Here is a 19,705-nt window from a genome sequence, read left to right on the forward strand (position 1 = left end):
ATGAACGCCCCTGATTTAAAACCGAAACTTTCCGAGTCGGAAAAGATCACAATTAACCTGGGTCTGATCGACCTGGGACAGATTGATCTGCTGGTCAACGAAGGTTTTTATTCGAACCGAACCGACCTGATTCGCACTGCAATTCGCAATCAGTTGAATAGGCATGCTGATGTGGTCCGCCAAACGGTGGCGCGCAAGTCGCTGGTATTGGGCATGCACCATTATTCCCGTGCCGATCTGGAGGCGGCGCGCGAGGCCGGTGTCCGCCTGCAGATCCAGGTTCTGGGCATGGCAAGTATCGCCAGTGATGTGTCCGAAGAACTGGCACTGGCGACCATCGAATCAATTTTTGTGCTTGGCGCGCTGCATGCCAGTCCCAGTCTCAAGACCGCCCTGGCAGGCCGCATTCAGTAGTGCACCTTTTTAGGATAGCCAAATGAAATTTAATGAACGGCTGATGGCGCAGATGCGCGCGGCCACCAATTCGCTCAAGAACGGCCAGGGCAGCAAGAGTGCCACGGCAACCATCCAGGAGGCGCTGAAGGTCCTGTCGCCTAAAAATACGGCAGGCCAGGCGCAGCCGGCGCCGGCAATGCGCGACATCAATGCGCCGCCTTCGCATGCCCAGCCGCAATCGCGGCCCGAGACGGCACCGCAGCCGGCGTCAGTCCCGCCCCGTTCTCCCATGGACGAGGTATCCGAGGTGTTGCGCAATATGGTGCCGGAGATGATGGCCAATCTCGATCGCGCTGGCACCATGTCGGGCGGCAGCCTCAAGATGCCTTCATTCGAATTGCCGGGGGGCCTGAACGGCACGCTGGCGTCCGCGCCTTCGCTGCCTGGTCAATTTATCGACGGCAGCTACAGCAATGCCGCTGGCAGCCGCGACTATAAACTGTATGTGCCCAGCACTTATACCAGTGCGCCCATGCCGCTGGTGGTCATGCTGCATGGCTGCACCCAGGACCCGGACGACTTTGCCAAGGGCACCCAGATGAACCTGCTTGCAGAAGAGCTGCAATGCTTCGTCGTGTATCCGGCCCAGTCGCAGCAAGCCAACCCGTCGCGCTGCTGGAACTGGTTCAATGAACAGGATCAGCAGCGCGGCATGGGGGAGCCTTCCATCATTGCCGGCATCACTGAAACTATCATGCATAACCACAATGTGGACCGCAGCCAGGTCTACGTAGCGGGCTTGTCTGCGGGCGGTGCCATGGCCACCATCATGGGCACGCTGTATCCGGACCTGTACGCCGCAGTGGGCGTGCACTCGGGCCTGCCGTTTGCGTCGGCCCACGATTTACCGTCGGCACTGGCGGCGATGAAAGGCCAGTTTGGTCGCAGCGCATCGGGCAGCAAGCCGATTCCCATCATCGTGTTCCATGGCGACAAGGACACCACGGTGCACCCCGCCAATGGTGACGAGCTCATCAAACAAGGCGCGCACAAGGCTGCCAGGAAGGTCGTGGTCGAGCCTGGCCGGGTGCCGCAAGGTCACGCCTACACGCGCACGGTGCACCATGGCGACGATGGCACTGCCCATGCGGAACAATGGCTGATTCACGGCGCAGGCCATGCCTGGTCGGGCGGCAGCGCCCATGGCAGTTATACCGATGGCAAGGGGCCGGATGCCAGCCGGGAAATGATGCGCTTCTTCCAGACGCGACGCGCCTAGCGTTCAGGGCGCCGTGAGCAGGCGGCGGATGGCGGGCGGCATGGCGTCAAGCAAGACCGCTTTGCGCGGCTCGCTGGCGTCATAGACCAGCGGCTCGCGTGCTTCGTCGCCCAGTTGCGCGGTCTGGTGGCTGGACACGCAGGCTTCGTGCACGACGCCGTCGGCGGACTGGAACTGGAAATACACCTGGTACACGGTTTGGCGATTGATTCGGGTGCTGGTGGCGACTTTTCTGGCGACTTTGCCCGTCGTTAGTACCCCATACCGCACCAGATGCAGATAGCGCCTGCAGCGCCTGGCGGCGAAATACAGCATCAGGAAGCCGATCGCCGGAAAGATTGCGGTCATTAAGCCGGTGATCGCGCTGAACGGCGCGAGCCGCATGCCGTCGATGCGCGAGCGGGCGGGATTGTTTGCGGCATATTGCACCAGCACCGCGTCGCCCGGATTGCTGCTGGTGTAGGTCGAAAAAGCCTGTCCCTGGTAGCGCGCCGCGCCGACGCGGTAGCGGTAGTTATATTGGTAGATGCGTTGTTTGTTCACCGCCGCGTTCACGGGCTGCTTGTCGACAAGAACGCCAGCCACCAGCGGATCGCCGCTGCGAAAAAGGAAGGGGGATTGAAAGTCGCTGGCCCTGGCAAAAAACAGCGTGAAGACACATCCGGCGACAAAAAACAGCACGCCGATCCAGGCGAACGGGTGACCAAAAAAAATGCCGCACTTGCGCTGCCACGGCAGTTGGCGCGGCTCAAGCATGGAGCCGGCGCGCGAAGTACCACTTCATGCCCAGAACGCAGGACGCCAGCACCAGCGTGATGGCATTGGCAATGACGACCGGCCATGATTTCAGCGCCAGGCCGTAGAACAGCCAGAGCGCGACGCCCAGAATAAAAATCAGATACATGCCAGATGAAATACCGGGGGCACCGCGCTGGCGCCACACCATCAGCACTTGGGGAATGAATGCACCGGTTGTACAAAACGCCGCGGCAAAACCGAGGTGATTAACATCCAGAAGCATGCTGAACTTTCATTGACGGCAGAGCTGTCAATTATAGTGCAGAGAAGAAACTAAAATCGAGCACATCGCTGATGCGCCCCGGCACCTGTTGCGCGAATCCGTCGCGGGGGGCCAGCGCCGATCCGGAGTTCAATCCGGCTTGGTCGACTCGGGGGAACTTTTCTGCGTGAGCTCGATATGCTGTTTCAGGCAGGTCGGGCACCAGCAACTGGCAACGCCGCTTGGGACTGCGACCACCGGCGGCAGGCTGATACACCAGCACTCCCCCGGCAAGCCGTCCGCCATGGCGCAGCCAAAGTCGGCGCCGCAGCGGCTGCACACGCTCACGGCTGCATGTCCTCGGGCGGACCACGGCGCATCGCGCGGCGCAACAAGTCCATCTGGCCATTGAATCGGGTACAGGCTTCGCACACCACCAAATGCAGACGCATGCGCGTCCGTTCGACCAGACTCAGTTCACGGTCCATGCCCTCGGACACGAGACGGTGTACTTCACGACAAGTTGGTTTTATGCCATCCATATGCTTTCCTGTCAGCGCGTTGCGCGGGTGCCGAACCAGTTCAGGTCCAGGCATTCACGCAGGCGGATGCGTGCGCGGTACAGTATCACCCATGCATTAGCCGTGGTAATGGCCAATTCCTTACAAATTTCTTCGGTATCGAGTTCCAGCCATTCGCGCATCATGAAAATGCGGGCGGTTTGCGCAGGCAATTTTTCCAGACACACTTCCAGCACACGGAAGAAATCTTTCTGTTCCAGGGTCGCGTCCGGATTGCCCCAGGCGCGCGGCTGCTCCGTGGTGTGGCCGTCCGCGGCAAACAGGGCGTCGATGGCGTCGTCTTCGGACTGGTCGTCACAGCTGTCGATCTGGCGTTCCCGGCCGGCGGCGCGCAAATTGTCGATGATCTTGAATTTGAGGATCCCGGTAACGTAGGTACGCAGGGTGGACTGGCCGGCGAAGCGCTCCGGTTTCTCCAGCACCGCGATCAAAGCGTCCTGAACGGCATCTTCGGCCAGCGCTTCGTTGCGCAACTGTAAATGGGCAAAACGGACAAGCTGGGGCCGCATGGCTTGCAGCTGGCGGTGGAGGTCGGTGAGGTCGATGGTCATTTGCCGCCCAGCCTAACGGATCAGGAATTAAAATACAACAAGATGGCCCTATAATGCCTACAGGGTTCGCCCTGTTGCCTGTAAAATCTCGCAAAATTTCCATAACGGACCTGCCATGACCGCACCACTGCCCCCTTTGAAGACTGACCAGTCTGACGACCTGACCGCGGTTTCGCCGCAAATCAAGGCGCAGATCCTGGCCGAGGCGCTGCCTTACATCCGTAATTTCCATGGCAAAACCATTGTCATTAAATACGGCGGCAATGCCATGACCGACGAGCGCCTCAAGCACGGCTTCGCGCGCGATGTCATTTTGCTCAAACTGGTGGGCATGAACCCTGTCGTGGTGCACGGCGGCGGCCCGCAGATCGACAATGCGCTGAAAAAAATCGGCAAGCAAGGCAGTTTCGTTCAGGGCATGCGCATCACCGACGAAGAAACCATGGAAGTGGTGGAGTGGGTGCTGGGCGGCGAAGTGCAGCAGGATATCGTGATGCTGATCAACCACTACGGCGGCCAGGCAGTGGGCCTGACCGGCAAGGATGGCGGCCTGATCCGTGCGCGCAAGATGGCCATGCCGGACAAGGAAAACCCGGGCGCCTTCCTCGACATCGGCTTTGTCGGCGAGATTGATGCGATCAACCCGGCCGTGGTCAAGGCGCTGCAGGATGACGCTTTCATTCCGATCATTTCGCCTATCGGCTTCGGTCAGGATGGCCAGGCCTACAACATCAATGCCGACGTGGTCGCAGGCAAGATCGCGGAAATCCTGAAAGCCGAAAAGCTGATCATGATGACCAACATCGCCGGCGTGCAAGATAAAAAAGGCAACCTCGTGACCGACTTGTCGGCCCGCGAAATCGATGAAATGTTCGCCGATGGCACCATTTCAGGTGGCATGCTGCCAAAAATCTCGTCCGCACTCGATGCCGCCAAGTCCGGCGTGAACACCGTGCACATCATTGATGGCCGGATTGAACACTCTTTGCTGCTCGAAGTCTTGACCGAGCAGGCATTTGGCACTATGATCCGGTCGCACTAAATATTCTTGGCGGTGCAGTTCGCCGCCAGTCTGCCGCCCTTTTAGCTCAGTGGTAGAGCACTCCCTTGGTAAGGGAGAGGCCACGTGTTCAATCCACGTAAAGGGCACCACTCCCCTCAGTACACCCGTTCCACGCTCAGCCCGCGCGCGCTCAGCAGTGCCGGTACGCTGGTGTCGCCAATCAGGTGCAGGATGCCGATGGCCGCCACAGTGTTGTTTTCCCGCTTCAGCATGCCAGCCAGTTTGTCTGCCAGGCCGATATTTCGTTCGTCGAGCATGAATTTCTTAACGAATTGACCAGACAGAGTGTTGTCGGCGGCAGCGCGCGCGGCAATCGCGTCCAGCGCATTGCGGTCGGCCGTGCGCCAGGCTTCGACGATCTCGCGCACCTCGGCGCGCTGCCGGCCCGACTCGATCAGGGTAAGGCTCTCTTCCAGAAAGCGCTGCTGCTGGGCTTCGCTCAGACGGTCGAACATGCTCAGCTGTGCGCTGGGGGTTTCCAGCGAGACGATCGGCACCTTGTTGGCCTTGGCCAGCTGGGACAGATGTGCTTCAACCGACAACTCCGTCAGGTAACCCTGGGAGCGGTACTCGGCAATGGCCAGCACCGTGGCCAGCAGCCACGGCCGGTAGCTGCTCATTTTGTCCGCATTCATGCCGGCCCTGGCTGCGGCCTGGCGCAAGCGCTCCCGCAGGGACGGTTCCAGCAACTGGCTGGTGCCTTCGCGGTACAGGCCGTACATCTGCTGGGCTTCGGCAAGGGCGCTGTAATCGGCCTCGGCATCGACTTCCAGCGCCAGCTTGGAGGCGCCGGAAACGGCTGCTACGATACGCGGTTCGAGGGGGTAAAATCCGGCCTGGCCTACGTGCATGGTGCCAAACAGGTACATGGTGTGGCCTTCGCCGACCACCTTGAACAGGGCGCCGCGGTCGGCGCTCCAGGCCTTGGGCGACACCAGCAGGAACAGGCTGAAGAACACCACTATAATCTGACGTTGCATGAATTTCCTTGAAGTATTTTTTTAGAGTCTCCTGTGTCGAATCTTACCGCGTCCACTCCCGTCTGGCTGTTTGATCTGGACAATACTTTGCATGATGCTTCCCATGCAATTTTCCCCAGCATCAGCGCCAACATGAACATTTACATCGCGCGCGTGCTCGGTGACGGGGTGACGCCGGCCAGCCAGGCCGCGGTGGACGCAGCGCGCATCGGCTACTGGAAACGCTACGGCGCCACCCTGCTGGGCATGATCAAGCACCACGATGTGCGCGCTGCCGATTTTTTGCACGAAACCCATACCATCGGCGATTTGCGCGCCTTGATGCGCTTCGAACGTGGCCTGGCGGCCATGCTGCGGCGCCTTCCCGGCCGAAAGATTTTGCTGACCAATGCACCGATGCGCTATTCGTCGGACGTGCTGCGCCACCTGAAACTCAAGCGCCACTTCAGCCACCACATCGCGATCGAAAACATGCAGGTGCACGGGCAGCTGCGGCCCAAGCCGTCCAAGCTGATGCTGCGCCGCCTGCTGCGCAAGCATGGCCTGGGCGCGCGCCGCTGCATTCTGGTGGAAGACACGCTGGAAAATCTGCGCAGCGCCAAGCAGGTCGGGCTGCGCACGGTGTGGCTGACGCGCTACCTGCGCCAGGTCGAACCGAGTGGCAGCGCCAGCCTGCCAAAAATGGCAAAGCAACCCACTTACGTCGATGTCAAAGTAAAATCACTGCGGCAGCTGCCCGCCCGCTTGCACCGCTTGCGCTGACCTTCAATCCACCTTAACCATCGAGACAACATGGCAAGCACCAAGCCAGGCCAGCGCAAGCTGCAAATCCTCCAGGCCTTAGCGGGCATGCTGGAACAGCCCAAGGGCGAAAAGATCACCACCGCGGCCCTGGCTGCACGCCTGGAGGTGTCCGAGGCGGCCCTGTACCGGCACTTTGCCAGCAAGGCCCAGATGTTCGAGGGCTTGATCGATTTTATCGAGTCCAGCGTCTTTGGCCTGATCAACCAGATCACCGAACGCGAGGCCAACGGGGTCGACCAGGCCCACGCCATGCTGCAAATGCTGCTTAGTTTTGCTGCCAACAATCCGGGCATGACCCGGGTGCTCATTGGCGACGCGCTGGTGGGCGAAGACGAGCGCCTTCAGCTGCGCATGAACCAGTTCTACGACAAGGTGGAACTGGCATGCAAGCAGGCGCTGCGCCTTGCAGTGACTCAGGGCCACGGGCAGGAACAGGACGTGGCAGCGCGCGCCAGTCTGCTGGTGAGCTATGTGGTCGGGCGCTGGCACCGGTATGCCAAGAGCGGCTTCCGTCAAAACCCCACCGAAGGCACTGCACTGCAGATTGCACTGATGCTGGCTGCCTGAGCGCATGGACAGTGCCGATTGCTTCGCCCTGCTCGACGACGCCAGCGCCGCCGACCCGCACAACGCGCGTTCGCGTCTGTACGGCGGACATGCAGGCACGCTGCGCTGCGACGACATAGGCCAGTGGCCACGGGTGCTAGCCGACATGCAGGCAGCGCTGGCCAAAGGCCTGTACGCGGTACCAGTATTAAGCTATGAATTGGGCGGACACTTGCTCGGCATCGATGCCCATGCAAACAGCGCGCCGCTGGCACAGGTGCTGCTGTTCGAGCATTGCCAGTTTCTGGCACCAGAGGAAGTGGCTGACTGGCTGAGCGCACGGGCTGGTGCCGCGCCAGCCGGTATTGCCGCGATCGAAGCCAACGTCAGCGCAGCGCAGTTCGATGCCGCGCTGGCGCGGGTGCATGCCTACATCGAGGCGGGCGATACTTACCAGGTCAATTACACCTATCGGCTGCGCTTCGACGCCTTCGGCTCGATCTACGCGCTGTATGCGCGCCTGCGTGCGCGCCAGCCGGTGCCGTACGGCGCGCTGATCGGCCTGCCCGATGGCGGCGCCTTGCTGTCGCTGTCGCCCGAACTGTTTGTGCGCCACGCGGATGGCGAAATCGTGGCCCGGCCCATGAAGGGCACCGCGCCTGCCGACGCCAACGACGGCGAGAACGCGCGCCGCGCCCATGCGCTTTCGCAGGACAGCAAAAACCGCGCTGAGAACCTGATGATCGTCGACTTGCTGCGCAACGACCTGGGACGCATTGCCGTCACCGGCAGCGTGGCGGTGCCGGCCCTGTTCGATGTGCAGCGCTATAGCTCCGTGCTGCAGATGACGTCAACCGTGCGCGCGCGCCTGCGCGCCGATGCGTCGCTGGCCGACGTTTTTACGGCCCTCTATCCCTGCGGCTCGATCACCGGGGCACCCAAGCGGCGCACCATGGAAATCATCCGTGAACTGGAACCTGCCGCGCGCGGCGTCTACACAGGCGCAATTGGCTGGTTCGATCCGCCGTCAACGGCAGGCACAATTGGCGACTTTTGTCTGTCAGTGCCGATCCGTACCCTGTCGCTACAAGCGCCCGGCGATGGCGTGCGGCGCGGCGAAATGGGCGTGGGTGCTGGCATTGTGTTTGACAGCGACAGTGCCGAGGAATACGCCGAATGCCAGCTCAAGGCGCGCTTTCTGACCGGCCTTGTCAACGATTTCGAGATCTTTGAAACCATGCATGCCAGCGCTGCCGAGGGCTGCCGCCATCGCGGTCTGCATCTGGCGCGCATGCAGGCATCGGCACGCTACTTTGGTTTTGTGTTCGACGCGGCGCTTGCCGTGCGCACGCTCGACCAAGCGTGTGCATCGATGGAAGCGGGGCCGCAGCGCCTGCGCCTTGCCTTGCGCTGCGATGGCAGCTTCGTCACCACTGTGGGCGCCCTGGCGCCGCTGTCCACGCCGGTGCGCTTGCTGCTTGCGCCGGATGCGATGCAGGCCGACCAGCTTTTCCTGCGCCACAAGACCAGCCACCGCAAGCGCTATGACGAAGCGTGGCGCACTGCCGAGGCCGAGGGCGCCTTTGATACCTTGTTCTTCAATGAGCGCGGCGAGCTGACCGAGGGGGGGCGCAGCAATGTCTTCGTGCGCATTGATGGGCAATGGCTGACCCCACCTCTGGCGTGCGGCGTCCTGCCGGGCATCATGCGCGCGGTGCTGCTGGCCGACCCGGCATGGGATGCAAGGGAAGCGGTCATTACGCGCGCCATGCTTGCCAGCGCCAGCGAGATCGTCGCATGCAATGCCCTGCGCGGGGCACTGCCCGCTACGCTGGCGTGAACCGGCGCCGGTAAGCGCCAGGCGAGGTCGCAGTCACGCGCCGGAAGTGGTGGCGCAACGATTCCTCGGAACCGAATCCGGCCCGCTGCGCCACCAGCGCCAGCGGCAGATCGCTAATCTCCAGCAGATCCTTGGTCAGGGCGACGCGCTCGCGCGTGACCCACTCCACCGGGCCGAATCCTGTGGTGTCCTGGAACTGGCGCTGCAGCGTGCGCGCACTCATGGCGGCGCGGGCAGCCATGCTGGCCACAGTGTGCTTTTCCTGCGGATGCGTGCGGACCCAGTCCATCAGGCGCGTCAGCCGCCCCCGTTCGTCGTGCGCCATCGGCCGCGGCAGGAACTGCGCCTGGCCACCTTCGCGGTGCGGCGCCACCACCAGCCGCTGCGCCACCAGATTGGCCACGCGTGCGCCGTAGTCGCGCCGTACCAGATGCAGCAGCATGTCCAGTCCCGCGGCCGATCCAGCTGACGTTATAAGCTGGCCGCTGTCGACATACAGGTCGCCCGGCAAAACGTCGATTGCCGGAAAGCGCTGCGCCAGCTGCTGCGCGTAGCGCCAGTGGGTGGTGGCCCGCTTGCCATCCAATAGCCCGGCTGCGGCCAGCAAAAAGACGCCGGAACAGATCGAACACAAACGCGCGCCCCGCGCGTGAGCGGCACGCAGCAGCGCCAGAATGGCTTCCGGTGGCGCTTCGTTGGGGTCGCGCCAGCCCGGGATCACGATGGTGTCTGCGCGCTCGAGCAGGGTCAGGTCGTGCGGCGCGGCCAGCGTGATGCCGCCAGCGGCGCGAATGGGCCCAGCTTCCATGGCGCACACGGCAAAGTCGTACCACTCGACGCCCAGTTCGGGTCGCGCCAGCGCGAACAGTTCGACCGTGCAGCCGAATTCGAATGTGCATAGCTGGTCGTAGGCCAGCGCAACCACCAGATGTTTGTTCATGGCGCAATCTTACCGGAGATTGGCGATTGCGCCACTTCTGCCGGCGGCAGGCGGCATTGATAATCAGGCTTCACTTTTCAAAAAAGGAGTCCTCCATGTCCCGCGTTACCGATGTCGCCCCGGCCGCCAGCGCAGCCGCCCTCGCCCACTTCGAGAGCCAGTTTTCGTTCGAAACCGATTGCTGGGATGTGCATGACAGCTTGAGCGGCGGTGCAGCCGACTTTGTGCTGCTGGACGTGCGCGGGACGGAAAAATACGCAGCCGGGCATGTGCCGGGGGCAGTCGATCTGGCGCAGCGCAAGATCATCGGTTCGCGCATGGCCCAGTTCCCGCAAGGGACCGTGTTCGTGACCTACTGCGCCGGGCCGCACTGCAATGGCGCGGCGCGCGCGGCCATCCGGCTGGCGCGGCTTGGCTTGCCGGTCAAGATCATGAGCGGCGGGATCACGGGATGGCTCGATGAAGGCTTTGCGCTGGCTCAGAGCCAGGCCAGCAACTGATCGCTGACCTGCCGGGACGATAACAACTGCATGTGGTTGGTCTGGTACAGCACCAGCGGCTCGAGCGGCAGACAGCGTGCCGGATCGGCATGCTGCCCCAGCGCGCTTGGTACAGGCACCAGGCCGTCGCCGGCGAGAAGATTGTCTTTCCAGTCGCCTTCGCGCTGGCCAACGGTGGCGGCAACGGCAAGGCAGCGCACACCTGGCGGCAGCGGCAGCACGGTGGGCAAAGGCACGCCATGAGCGAAACGGTCCTGCTGCGCATCGAGCACACTGCCGTGGCGCAGATCGGTGATGCCGGCGCTGCGGATTTTAGCCAGGCGCGAAAACGGGGCGCTGTAGACCGAGCTGTCCGTCAGCAGATGCACCCAGTTGCCGCCCCGTTCAAGTGGCGCGCCATGGTGTGGCGTACCCAGAAACACCATGCTGCGCAAACGCTGCAGCCAGCCATGCCCTGACTCGGCGGCGGCATGGCAACTGCTGCGCGCCACCAGCCCACCCATGCTGTGCGCGACGATGGCGATTTCCTCGACCGGTACTGGCCAGCCGTCGACCAGGGTTTGCAGCTGAGCCGCTAGTTCACGCCCGTTGTCAGCGATATGGCGGCCGCTGTTGTAGTGCAGGTAGACGGGCGTGTACCCACGTTCGCGCGCCAGCATGGCGCCGTGGTCGTGGCGATCGCGCAGCCACTGCGCATCGTTCATGCACAGGCCATGGGCCAGCAGCACAATGCGCGCAGATGGTTCGCCAGCCACACGCAAGCGCATTGGAATGGCAAGCGCATTGCCGCTGGCGGCCAGGCGGTCGCCCAGTACGCCGTTCAGTGCAGCAACCAGGGCCTCGCGGCCGGCCCATTCAGACGGCGATCCCAGTGCGGGAGCGAGGCGCCCGAGCACGGCATCGAGGCCGCCGCCCACCAGCCGGGTGGCGCCCTTGACGCTGCGGTAGACCAGGGAAGTCACGCCGGAGACAGGGCGGATCAGCGGGGTGCCAATCGCCTTGTCGAGCACATTCATGTGGACTGCTTCGACGAGTTCGGTCACCCCCGTCACCGCCTCGAGCACGAGGCGGGAAGCGCCAAGCAGATCGGCGCCGACGGTGGGTTTGGCAGGCATGGCCTAGGAGCCGAGCGCCTGTTCGATCTTGCCCACCAGCGCAGGGTCTTGCGGCGTGACTTTGCTTGGGTAGTGCTCGATCACGTTGCCCTTACGGTCGATCAGGTACTTGGTAAAGTTCCATTTCGGTTCCTTGCCAGTGGCCTTGATCAACTGGCTGTGCAGCGGGTTGGGCGTGCTGCCGCTCACTTGCGACTTGGCGAACATGGGGAACTTGACGCCATAGGTGTTGTAGCAAAGGTCGGCGATTTCCTTGGCGCTGCCCGGTTCCTGCTTGCCGAAGTCGTTCGACGGGAAACCCAGCACCACCAGACCCTTGCTGCCATATTTGGCGTACAGCGCCTCCAGGCCCTCGTACTGCTTGGTGTAGCCGCAGTAGCTTGCTGTATTGACGACCAACACCACCTTGCCCGCGTATTGACACAGGTTCTGCGGCGCGTCGTCCTGCAGGCGCGGGAAGGTTTTATTGAGCAGTGCCGGGCAGGCTGCTGCTGCCGGGGCGGCCGCCGGGGCCGGGGCTTGCGCCATGGCTGCCGGGGCGGCGCTCAGGGTGGCACCCAGCGCTGCCAGGATGAATGCGGTCGTCTTGATCATGATCTGTTCTTCCATCCAATAAGAATTGAAAATCGATTCTATGCCAATTCGGCCGCCCCTGCCGGCCCTACTCGATTACCAGTTCGGACAAGGCCGGATCGGCCGCCGGGTAGGACAGCTTGAGCGCCGCCATGACCTCCAGCAGCAGCGTGGAGATGATCAGGTTGCGGTGGGTTTTCGAGTCCGCCGGAATCAGGTACCAGGGCGCGTGCGGCGCATCGGTGGCCATGATGGCTTGCTCGTAGGCCTGCTGGTACTGGTCCCAGTATGCGCGCTGGGCGATGTCGTTGCGGTCGAATTTCCATTGTTTGTCGGGGTCGTCGAGCCGCTCCTGCAGGCGCTTGCGCTGCTCGTCGCGCGAGATATGCAGGAACAGCTTGACGATCACGGTACCGGTTTCAGCGAGCATGCGTTCAAAGTCGCGGATGTGCGCATAGCGGCGTTTGCGCTCCTTGTCGTCAATTTGTCCATGCACGACCGGCACCAGCACGTCCTCGTAGTGGCTGCGGTTGAAAATGGCGATTTCGCCGCGGCCCGGTACCTGGCGGTGCACACGCCACAGGTAGTCGTGCGCCAGTTCCTCGTCGCTGGGCGCCTTGAACTGCACCCCGCGCAAGCCCATGGGATTGATTTGCCTGAATAGGGCGCGCACGGTACCGTCCTTGCCCGAGGTGTCCATTCCCTGCAGTACCAGCAGCAGCTTGTGCTTGCGCTGGGCGTACAGCATTTCCTGGATTTCGGCGATGCGCGCGGTCAGTTCGGCGGTGGCTTCGCGCTCGCGCGTTTTGACTTCGCCTTTGGCCGCCTGCGCGTCACGCAGCGGGGTGGCGCCGGCGTCTTCGTCGCGCAGCTTGACCCGCTCCGGGGCGCGAAACTGTGCGCGCGCCTTCATCGCGTGCCTGCCGCGTGCTCGACCTTGATGCAATGGTCCATGACGACATCGAGTCCGGCAGCGGCGGCAAGGTCGGCAGCCGCCTGATTGACGACGCCAAGCTGCATCCACAGGCAGCCCGCGCGCACGGCCACCGCGTCACGCGCGATGGGCAGCATGTCGTCGGGATTGCGGAAGCAGTCGACAATGTCGATGGCGGTGCCGCTGGCAGCGAGCGCGGTCGCCGCATCGTGCAGGCTGGCGTAAACGGGTTCGCCAAGAATCTGGTCGCCCGTGTAACTGGGGTTGACCGGCACCACACGGTAGCCGTTTTGTTGCAGGTACTTGGCCACGGTGTGGCTGGCGCGTTCAGGTTTGTTCGACAGGCCGACCACGGCGATGGTCTTGCTGTCCTGGAGGATTTGCGCAATGGTTCTCATGCTGGTGCCTGGTAGTTGACGGGTTGTCCACTAGCGTAGCAGGATTGGCCACCACGGTGGCGCGCAGCATGCCAGTGCCGAGCCAGTCGCGCAGCCAGGTCGCGACGAGTGTGGCTGCGTCGTCGGACTGGGCGTCGGCGCAGATGGCGCCAAAGCTGGCGCCTGCCCGCAGTGCCATCAGCGCTGCTGCTTCGTCCACCGCAAGCGAGCGAAAATGCGGCTGCAGATTGTGGCGCCAGACCAGCCAGGTCTGGGGCGACGCGAGCGCTGCCGGCTCGGGCGGGCCACACGCGTCGCCCAGTCCCTGCCACAGGGCGACACTGTTGTGCTGCATGGTCAGCAACTGAACGGCGGGATGCAGGACAAAGGTCTGCGCAGCCCAGTCCTGCGGCGCCAGTAAGCGCAAGGCGTCCATGCTTGCTGGCGCCGCGTCTGGCGCATCGAACGCCAGGCCCAGCGTCCATTCAAATTGCGCCAGTTCCGCCACGAAGGGATGCTCGGCCAGCTGCTCGCGCAAAAAGGCCGGAAAGGCGTCGCCGTACCAGCGCAGGTTGTGAAACGATGAAGGATGCGCCAGCAGGTAGGCGCCGGCCATCTGGTTGAACAGATCGTCGCCGATATAGGTCCAGGTGCGTTCGAATGCTTCGCCCAACGCCTCGCGCATGCGGGCCCGATACGCATTGTGATAGATCGCCAGGCGCGCCGCCGGCGACAGTGCGCCCTGCTGGCGCACCGCAGGCAGCATGGGCGTCGCGTCGCCCTCGCCAAGCACATAGTCCTGAAACGCGGCCTGAAGTTGCGGCAGTGCGTTCATGCTGCCACCTTGCCGCACACGCGCGCGGCGATGGCGCGCGCCATCTCAAGTTCGCTGGCCAGTTCGGCCAGCGGCGGAATGGCGTCGTCGCGCTCAATCATGGTGGCCACGGGACCGAAGCGCTGCAGCGCGCGCGCGTACAGCGACCACACCGGATCGGCCACGGCGTGATCATGGGTGTCGATGATGATGCCCTCCTGGACGCTGTGTCCGGCCAGGTGGATTTGCTGCACGCGTGCCGGCGGCAAGGCGCGCAGATAGGTGTCGGGGTCGAAGCCGTGATTGACGCTGCTGACATAGACGTTGTTCACGTCCAGCAGAATCAGGCTGTCGGATTGTTCGGCGACTGCGCTGACGAATTCCCATTCAGGCATCGTGTCGTCGTTAAAGGAGAGATAGCTGGAGACGTTTTCAAGCAAAATGCGGCGTCCCAGAACGTCCTGCACGCGGCGCACATTGGCCACCACAGTGGACAGCGCCTCGTCGCTGTACGGGAGCGGGTACAGGTCGTGCAGATTGCGGCCCAGGGTGCCAGTCCAGCACAAATGATCGGACACCCACAGCGGCTGCACGCGGTCGATCAGCGCCTTGAGCGCTTGCAGATAGTCCGGCGAGGGTCCATCGGCGCTGCCGACGGACATGGACACGCCGTGCATCACCAGCGGGTAATCGCGGCGCACCATCTCGAGCATGGCCAGCGGCTTGCCGCCGCCCAGATAATTTTCGCTCAGGATTTCAAACCAGTCCACGCCCGTTTGGGCCGGCGTGGTGTCCGCCAGTTCGGCGTAGTGCGCGCTGCGCAAGCCCAGGCCGAAACCGGGTGACGGCATCTGTCGTAGTCGGTTCATGGTGGGCTGCGCAGCGCTGCGGCTTACTTGTTCAGATCGATGATCTTGCCGTTTTTGGCCAGGCATTCGCCCGCCTTGGTGGCCAGGAAGCCGTGGCCTTTGCAGCTGTTCTGACCCTTGCACTTGTTTTCCGCAGTGGCGCAGTCGCTGGTGCCCTTGCAGCTGTTGATGCCCGCGCAATGGACGACGTCCGCTGCAGCGATGCTGGTGGTCGGGGCGGCAATGGCCGATGTGGACATGGCCAGGACGGCTGCTGCTGCTGCAATCATGGCGCCGGCTTTGTTGGTGTTGTTCATGGTCTCGTTCCTCAATAGTTTGGTGGGTTTGGCTGGTTCCGCCCGCGCCTTCCTTGACGCTGGCTTGGGAGTCAGTCGGACCGGAGAAGGATCTCCTTACAAACTTTTCAACTTTTTTTCATGGCCAGCGATAAGCCATGCATGTATGATGAAACAATGTTAAGCAATCGATAAGGAATCAGCATGATCACCATCCGTGCCTTGCAAGCAATCGTTCTGGCCAGCGCCATGTTCTCTGTTGCGGCCGGCCAAGCCCAGGCAACCCCCGTGTCCGGCGCCATTCACATGGAAGCCGAATACGGTAATCACGTCGGGTACGAACTCGACAATGGCGCGGCCAGCTGGCGTCATGGCCTCGACGGCACCATGTACACCAGCGACAACATCAATTGGGCCAATGACGGCGTCAATATGTTCTTCGAACGGGGCGACCAGCGCTGGTTGATGCAGTTTGTAGCGCCGCTGTACGATCCGCGTGACGGCAGCGATGATGGGCAGATGCTGCAAGTGGGCCTGTACGACAATGTCAATGGCGACGCGCGCTACGCCCCCAACCAGGCAGGCATGGCCATCTCGAGCCCCCTTGGGTCGATGGTGGAATGGTCAGGCTGGTTCCGCGTGCTCGATATCGCGTACGGCAATGACGGCAATCTGAGCCGCTTTGCGGTCGACTTCATGCAGTACGACACATGGAATCAGACGGGTCCTGCGCTGAGCGGCTCGCTGCGCTACAACTCGGCACTGCCGATCAAGGGCGTGTCCGTGCCGGAACCTGGTTCGGTCCTGCTGCTGCTGGCGGGCCTGGGTATACTGGCCGGGGCGCGGCGCCGCATTTAACGGTGACGCGTATCGAACGCGTCGTTCCAGCTGGGCTTGGTCGGGGTCCGGTTGATGAAGGGCGCGTTGGCTTCTTCGATGTTGTAAATTTCGGTCAGCACCTCGGGTGGGAAGCCGGCCCGTTTGGTGGCGCGGCTTTGCACCGATAGCGAGATCAGATATTCCTCAAGATGATTGGGCTCGGTGCAGAACATGCAAATCCGTTCCCACACGTGAGGATAAGCTGCCTTGGTATGGCCCAGCGGCGCCAGCGCTTCGAGCGCCTTGACGGTCAGCGAGGTGGCACGCGCGAAGGTAATGCTGGGCATGTCGTCAAGCAGGCTGCCCGGGGCGGAAGCGAGATTTTCCGCCTCGTCCTTGGCAGCGGCCGGTTCCGCGTAGGAGCCGAACATGCGCTGCATCTGTTCGCTGGTAGGCAAGTTCTGCTTGTCCCAGCAGAAATGACGGATGCTTGCGGAGCGCAACAGCTGGGCGTTCGAGCCCGGTGTGTTGTCAATCACGCCGCCGGACTTCAATTCAATCACGCACAGCAAAGTCAGGCGGGCATCGAACACCGCGTAATCGACCTTGCGGCCCAGTAAATATTCCTTCTCCGAACGGCGTTGCCGGGTATCCGTGCTGACGGGGGTCATCAAAGCACGCAACTCCACATCCGGGAACACATAGCACTTGGGCAAAGCGCGCCGCAGCCTGCCATAAAACGCCTTTTGCTCACTCCGGAAGAATGGCTTTTTGGTAAAAGCCGGAATCGCTTCTGGAGGTGAGTTCTTCTTTAAGAGGCGCGAGAGCATGGTGGGATATTTACTGGGAGAAGTGGGTAGACAGTGTGCAATTTCTTTGTAAATAACACAAGAAAAATCGGCAAAATGTTATCACTTTCTATGAAAAATGAATAGTTATTGCACCATAGAACTGTAGCGTTTGCACCAATATGATCGTTTCATTATGCCGATTCCTGTACAGACGCTTGGGTAAACATGAGCAAAGACGTTTTTACGGCGCCAATGCCGACTTTTACGCGAAAGTTCCGGGCTAGTATGGCCTCCGCCTAAAGGCCAGGTAGAACGCGAGTTACCCACCTTCGCGTTTGACACGCAGCGCAGTCCCGATCCCGGAGTGCGTTTGCGTGTCACCACCCAACCACCAACGGAGAGAGACCATGATCATAAAAAAACCAACGCTCGTGCTAGCCGGCGTTATTGCCGTCTGCGCCAGCAGCACCGCTTTTGCAGCAGCCCAGGCAAACGATGGCCACACGCACCAGCGCCTCAAGCAAGCTGAACCACCACACGCCCGCACCATCCTGCCGCCGTCGCTCGAGCAATCGACCTTCAAGCTGCCCGCCACCACCAAACCACGCTATGACCTGATGCCGAAAAATCCGGCATTGCGGATGCAGGCAATGGCAGCGACACCGGAATGCAAGAACATGGATACCCTGGCGGGCTACCGCGGTGCCGCACTGGCCGAATACCTGGCCACCCTGCCTGACTACGAGTGCACCTATCCGCTGTTCTCGCTGAGCGCTGCGCAAGCTGCCACCGTGTATTCGGCCAGTAATTTCGCTGCAGTGGTGAGCCGCTTCAGCAGCGAAGCGAGCACTTACTCTGCCTCCAACCGCGCACTGGTCAACCTGGCCTTGTATCTGCGCGCTGGCTACTATCTGGCAGGCAGCAACACCATTCCGGCCCCGGCAACCGCGCAGACCACAGCGCTGCGCACGCCGATCCGCAATCTGGTGGAAGGATCGGCACTGTTCCGCCCGAACGCGGTCGCAACCACGACTGCGGGCGAAACCATCCGCCTGATCACCAATATGCATGACGAGGCGTACTACCTGCCCTCGATGAAGAAGGTGCTGGCCCGCTTTACCAATTCGTCCAGCACGCCGAACGCCGCAGATGCAGTCAAGGACCCGAGCGCGGCCGGTGGCCTGACCTCGGCACTGACGGTGATTTTCTATGCCCATTCCCGTCCGGATGGTGTGCCCGTGCTGCAGAACGATAGCTCCTACCCTATCGCGCTGAACAACTTTGTCACGCAAAACAAGGCTGCCCTGCTTTCGTCTTCGGTCGCGTATCAGCTGACCGACGCCGCCAACGAAGCCTTCCGCTTCATGCAATACAGCGGCTTAAAAGCCACCGTCAAACCGATGGTGCAAGCCACGCTGGCCAGCAGCAGCATGACCGGGACCGACAGTGGTCTGTGGCTGGCAGGCGCGGCAGCGGTGAAATACTATGACAACGCCAACTGCGCGCAATACGGCACCTGCGACTATGAGAAGAAACTGGCTGACGCCGTGCTCAAGTACAGCTACACCTGCAGCCCGTCGCTGCGCATTCGCGCCCAGGACATGACGACCGCCCAGCTGCAGGAATCGTGCGCCATCCTCGGCAAGGAAGAAGGCTATTTCCACGACATGCTGCAAACCAACCGCAAGCCAGTCGCCAACGACTTGAACTCGACGCTGGAACTGGTGGTGTTTGACGACTATGCCAACTACAGCAAGTACGCGTCGGTCATTTACGACATCTCGACCGACAACGGCGGCATGTATCTGGAAGGTGACCCATCGGTGGCTGGCAACCAGGCCCGCTTCATTGCACACGAAGCCTCGTGGCTGCGTCCGACCTTCTCGGTCTGGAATCTGCAGCACGAATATGTGCATTACCTCGATGGCCGCTTCGACATGAAGGGTGACTTTGGCGACGGCACCACCAAGCCCACCGTGTGGTGGATCGAGGGGATCGCCGAGTATCTGTCGCTGGGCAACAATAACCAGCAATCGATCGATATTGCCAAGAGCGGCACATACAAGCTGAGCCAAATCTTCGGCAACACCTATTCAATGGGCGACTACACCAACCGTGCCTATCGCTGGGGTTACATGGCAACGCGCTTCATGAATGAACGCCACCGCGCCGACATCGACGCCGTTGTCGCCAAGTTCCGCGTGGGCGACTACGAGGGTTACCAGACCTATATGAACTATATCGGTACCCGCTACGACAATGAGTTTGCCGCCTGGGTCCAGACTGCCACCACGGCCGGCACGCCACCGTTGCCAAGTACCGGCCTGCCGCCTTGCACGCAAGCCAGCTACCTGGGCAAAGGCTGCTCGATCTACAACCTGTCGGGCAACAGCGAAGCCTATGTGTATATCCAGGTGCCAGCCGGCGCCAAGAACCTGCGCGTGTGGACCAGCGGTGGCACCGGCGACGCCGACCTGTACATGGCCTTGAACCGCTACCCCACCACCACCGGCTACACGATTGCCTCGGCCACGGCTGGCAATAATGAAAGCGTGAAGCTGGTGTATCCGGTGTCGGGCTACTGGTACTACATCATGCTGAAGGCCAAAACGCCGTTCTCGGGTGTGACCGTCAGCGCCACTTACGACTAAGTTTCAC

Annotated in this window: 24 protein-coding genes and 1 tRNA gene; 10 read left to right on the plus strand and 15 right to left on the minus strand. The window is 61.9% G+C overall.

The genetic code is table 11. From position 1 onward, the window contains the following. Complete coding sequence (locus BUC24_RS20435; RefSeq protein ID WP_073221081.1) at window positions 1-414, plus strand: CopG family transcriptional regulator; 414 nt, start codon at window positions 1-3, stop codon at window positions 412-414. A gap of 22 nt (window positions 415-436) precedes the next feature. After that, window positions 437-1,675 carry an extracellular catalytic domain type 1 short-chain-length polyhydroxyalkanoate depolymerase gene (locus tag BUC24_RS20440; protein WP_218606526.1) on the plus strand — a complete coding sequence of 413 codons (1,239 nt, stop codon included), beginning with the start codon at window positions 437-439 and terminating at the stop codon, window positions 1,673-1,675. A gap of 3 nt (window positions 1,676-1,678) precedes the next feature. On the opposite strand, the gene BUC24_RS20445 is transcribed toward BUC24_RS20440, so the two are convergent. The 5 genes from BUC24_RS20445 to BUC24_RS20465 all read right to left on the minus strand — a co-directional run bounded on the left by BUC24_RS20445 (window position 1,679) and on the right by BUC24_RS20465 (window position 3,807). Beyond that, entirely contained in the window at window positions 1,679-2,431 is a 753-nt protein-coding gene (locus BUC24_RS20445) for a DUF3592 domain-containing protein (RefSeq protein WP_073221084.1), read from the minus strand. Further along, window positions 2,424-2,696: a SemiSWEET transporter gene (locus BUC24_RS20450; RefSeq protein ID WP_073221087.1), complete on the minus strand. Its 273-nt coding sequence runs from the start codon at window positions 2,694-2,696 to the stop codon at window positions 2,424-2,426. Before BUC24_RS20450 ends, BUC24_RS20445 begins: the two co-directional genes overlap by 8 nt. Before the next feature lie 129 nt (window positions 2,697-2,825). Further along, window positions 2,826-3,023 carry a cysteine-rich CWC family protein gene (locus tag BUC24_RS20455; protein WP_073221090.1) on the minus strand — a complete coding sequence of 66 codons (198 nt, stop codon included), beginning with the start codon at window positions 3,021-3,023 and terminating at the stop codon, window positions 2,826-2,828. Continuing rightward, window positions 3,020-3,271, minus strand: a complete 252-nt coding sequence (locus BUC24_RS20460; RefSeq protein ID WP_373887980.1) for a zf-HC2 domain-containing protein — start codon at window positions 3,269-3,271, stop codon at window positions 3,020-3,022. The genes BUC24_RS20455 and BUC24_RS20460 overlap by 4 nt, the downstream gene beginning before the upstream one ends. Next, window positions 3,229-3,807 (minus strand): sigma-70 family RNA polymerase sigma factor, encoded by a 579-nt coding sequence (locus tag BUC24_RS20465; RefSeq protein WP_073221096.1) that lies wholly within the window; start codon window positions 3,805-3,807, stop codon window positions 3,229-3,231. The genes BUC24_RS20460 and BUC24_RS20465 overlap by 43 nt, the downstream gene beginning before the upstream one ends. A 115-nt stretch (window positions 3,808-3,922) precedes the next feature. Between BUC24_RS20465 and argB the strand changes: the two genes are divergently transcribed. After that, the gene (argB, locus tag BUC24_RS20470; RefSeq protein ID WP_073221100.1) at window positions 3,923-4,849 is read left to right on the plus strand and encodes an acetylglutamate kinase; all 927 of its coding nucleotides are present in this window, start codon (window positions 3,923-3,925) and stop codon (window positions 4,847-4,849) included. Window positions 4,850-4,884: 35 nt separating this feature from the next. After that, window positions 4,885-4,959: transfer RNA gene (locus tag BUC24_RS20475), tRNA-Thr, on the plus strand. Between the two features lie 6 nt (window positions 4,960-4,965). Here the strand turns inward: BUC24_RS20475 and BUC24_RS20480 are convergent. Beyond that, complete coding sequence (locus BUC24_RS20480; protein WP_073221103.1) at window positions 4,966-5,850, minus strand: TraB/GumN family protein; 885 nt, start codon at window positions 5,848-5,850, stop codon at window positions 4,966-4,968. A gap of 33 nt (window positions 5,851-5,883) precedes the next feature. Between BUC24_RS20480 and BUC24_RS20485 the strand changes: the two genes are divergently transcribed. The 3 genes from BUC24_RS20485 to pabB are packed head-to-tail and all read left to right on the plus strand — an operon-like array spanning window position 5,884 to window position 9,040. Continuing rightward, window positions 5,884-6,612 (plus strand): HAD-IA family hydrolase, encoded by a 729-nt coding sequence (locus BUC24_RS20485; RefSeq protein ID WP_073221106.1) that lies wholly within the window; start codon window positions 5,884-5,886, stop codon window positions 6,610-6,612. A 30-nt stretch (window positions 6,613-6,642) separates the two neighbouring features. Further along, window positions 6,643-7,221, plus strand: coding sequence for a nucleoid occlusion factor SlmA (gene slmA / locus BUC24_RS20490; RefSeq protein WP_073221109.1), 579 nt, complete (start codon window positions 6,643-6,645; stop codon window positions 7,219-7,221). A gap of 4 nt (window positions 7,222-7,225) precedes the next feature. Continuing rightward, window positions 7,226-9,040 carry an aminodeoxychorismate synthase component I gene (gene pabB, locus BUC24_RS20495; RefSeq protein WP_073221112.1) on the plus strand — a complete coding sequence of 605 codons (1,815 nt, stop codon included), beginning with the start codon at window positions 7,226-7,228 and terminating at the stop codon, window positions 9,038-9,040. On the opposite strand, the gene ftrA is transcribed toward pabB, so the two are convergent. Next, on the minus strand, window positions 9,027-9,980 hold the full coding sequence (ftrA, locus tag BUC24_RS20500; RefSeq protein WP_073221116.1) for a transcriptional regulator FtrA: 954 nt from the start codon (window positions 9,978-9,980) through the stop codon (window positions 9,027-9,029). The two genes, pabB and ftrA, sit on opposite strands and share 14 nt — an antisense overlap. Before the next feature lie 95 nt (window positions 9,981-10,075). On the opposite strand from ftrA, the gene BUC24_RS20505 reads away from it, so the two are divergent. After that, the gene (locus BUC24_RS20505; protein WP_073221119.1) at window positions 10,076-10,480 is read left to right on the plus strand and encodes a rhodanese-like domain-containing protein; all 405 of its coding nucleotides are present in this window, start codon (window positions 10,076-10,078) and stop codon (window positions 10,478-10,480) included. On the opposite strand, the gene BUC24_RS20510 is transcribed toward BUC24_RS20505, so the two are convergent. The 7 genes from BUC24_RS20510 to BUC24_RS20540 form a co-directional block, all read right to left on the minus strand. Further along, window positions 10,459-11,595: an esterase/lipase family protein gene (locus BUC24_RS20510; protein WP_073221123.1), complete on the minus strand. Its 1,137-nt coding sequence runs from the start codon at window positions 11,593-11,595 to the stop codon at window positions 10,459-10,461. The genes BUC24_RS20505 and BUC24_RS20510 overlap by 22 nt on opposite strands. A gap of 3 nt (window positions 11,596-11,598) precedes the next feature. Further along, window positions 11,599-12,189, minus strand: coding sequence for a glutathione peroxidase (locus BUC24_RS20515; protein ID WP_073221674.1), 591 nt, complete (start codon window positions 12,187-12,189; stop codon window positions 11,599-11,601). Window positions 12,190-12,256: 67 nt separating this feature from the next. Further along, complete coding sequence (locus BUC24_RS20520; RefSeq protein ID WP_073221126.1) at window positions 12,257-13,081, minus strand: PPK2 family polyphosphate kinase; 825 nt, start codon at window positions 13,079-13,081, stop codon at window positions 12,257-12,259. Further along, window positions 13,078-13,500, minus strand: coding sequence for a CoA-binding protein (locus BUC24_RS20525; RefSeq protein ID WP_073221129.1), 423 nt, complete (start codon window positions 13,498-13,500; stop codon window positions 13,078-13,080). The genes BUC24_RS20520 and BUC24_RS20525 overlap by 4 nt, the downstream gene beginning before the upstream one ends. Then, window positions 13,430-14,314 carry an HvfC/BufC N-terminal domain-containing protein gene (locus tag BUC24_RS20530; protein WP_073221132.1) on the minus strand — a complete coding sequence of 295 codons (885 nt, stop codon included), beginning with the start codon at window positions 14,312-14,314 and terminating at the stop codon, window positions 13,430-13,432. The genes BUC24_RS20525 and BUC24_RS20530 overlap by 71 nt, the downstream gene beginning before the upstream one ends. Next, window positions 14,311-15,162 (minus strand): MNIO family bufferin maturase, encoded by an 852-nt coding sequence (locus tag BUC24_RS20535; protein WP_073221135.1) that lies wholly within the window; start codon window positions 15,160-15,162, stop codon window positions 14,311-14,313. Before BUC24_RS20535 ends, BUC24_RS20530 begins: the two co-directional genes overlap by 4 nt. A gap of 23 nt (window positions 15,163-15,185) precedes the next feature. Continuing rightward, window positions 15,186-15,458: a BufA2 family periplasmic bufferin-type metallophore gene (locus BUC24_RS20540; protein ID WP_073221138.1), complete on the minus strand. Its 273-nt coding sequence runs from the start codon at window positions 15,456-15,458 to the stop codon at window positions 15,186-15,188. Between the two features lie 183 nt (window positions 15,459-15,641). On the opposite strand from BUC24_RS20540, the gene BUC24_RS20545 reads away from it, so the two are divergent. Beyond that, window positions 15,642-16,295 carry a PEP-CTERM sorting domain-containing protein gene (locus BUC24_RS20545; protein ID WP_073221141.1) on the plus strand — a complete coding sequence of 218 codons (654 nt, stop codon included), beginning with the start codon at window positions 15,642-15,644 and terminating at the stop codon, window positions 16,293-16,295. Here the strand turns inward: BUC24_RS20545 and BUC24_RS20550 are convergent. Then, entirely contained in the window at window positions 16,292-16,927 is a 636-nt protein-coding gene (locus BUC24_RS20550) for a hypothetical protein (RefSeq protein WP_373887981.1), read from the minus strand. The genes BUC24_RS20545 and BUC24_RS20550 overlap by 4 nt on opposite strands. A 527-nt stretch (window positions 16,928-17,454) precedes the next feature. Here BUC24_RS20550 and BUC24_RS20555 point away from each other — a divergent pair. Continuing rightward, entirely contained in the window at window positions 17,455-19,698 is a 2,244-nt protein-coding gene (locus BUC24_RS20555; RefSeq protein WP_073221147.1) for a M9 family metallopeptidase, read from the plus strand. Window positions 19,699-19,705 lie beyond the last annotated feature (7 nt).

Origin of the sequence: Massilia sp. CF038 (assembly GCF_900129765.1) — a bacterium.
In the GTDB taxonomy this organism is placed as follows: domain Bacteria; phylum Pseudomonadota; class Gammaproteobacteria; order Burkholderiales; family Burkholderiaceae_D; genus Telluria_A.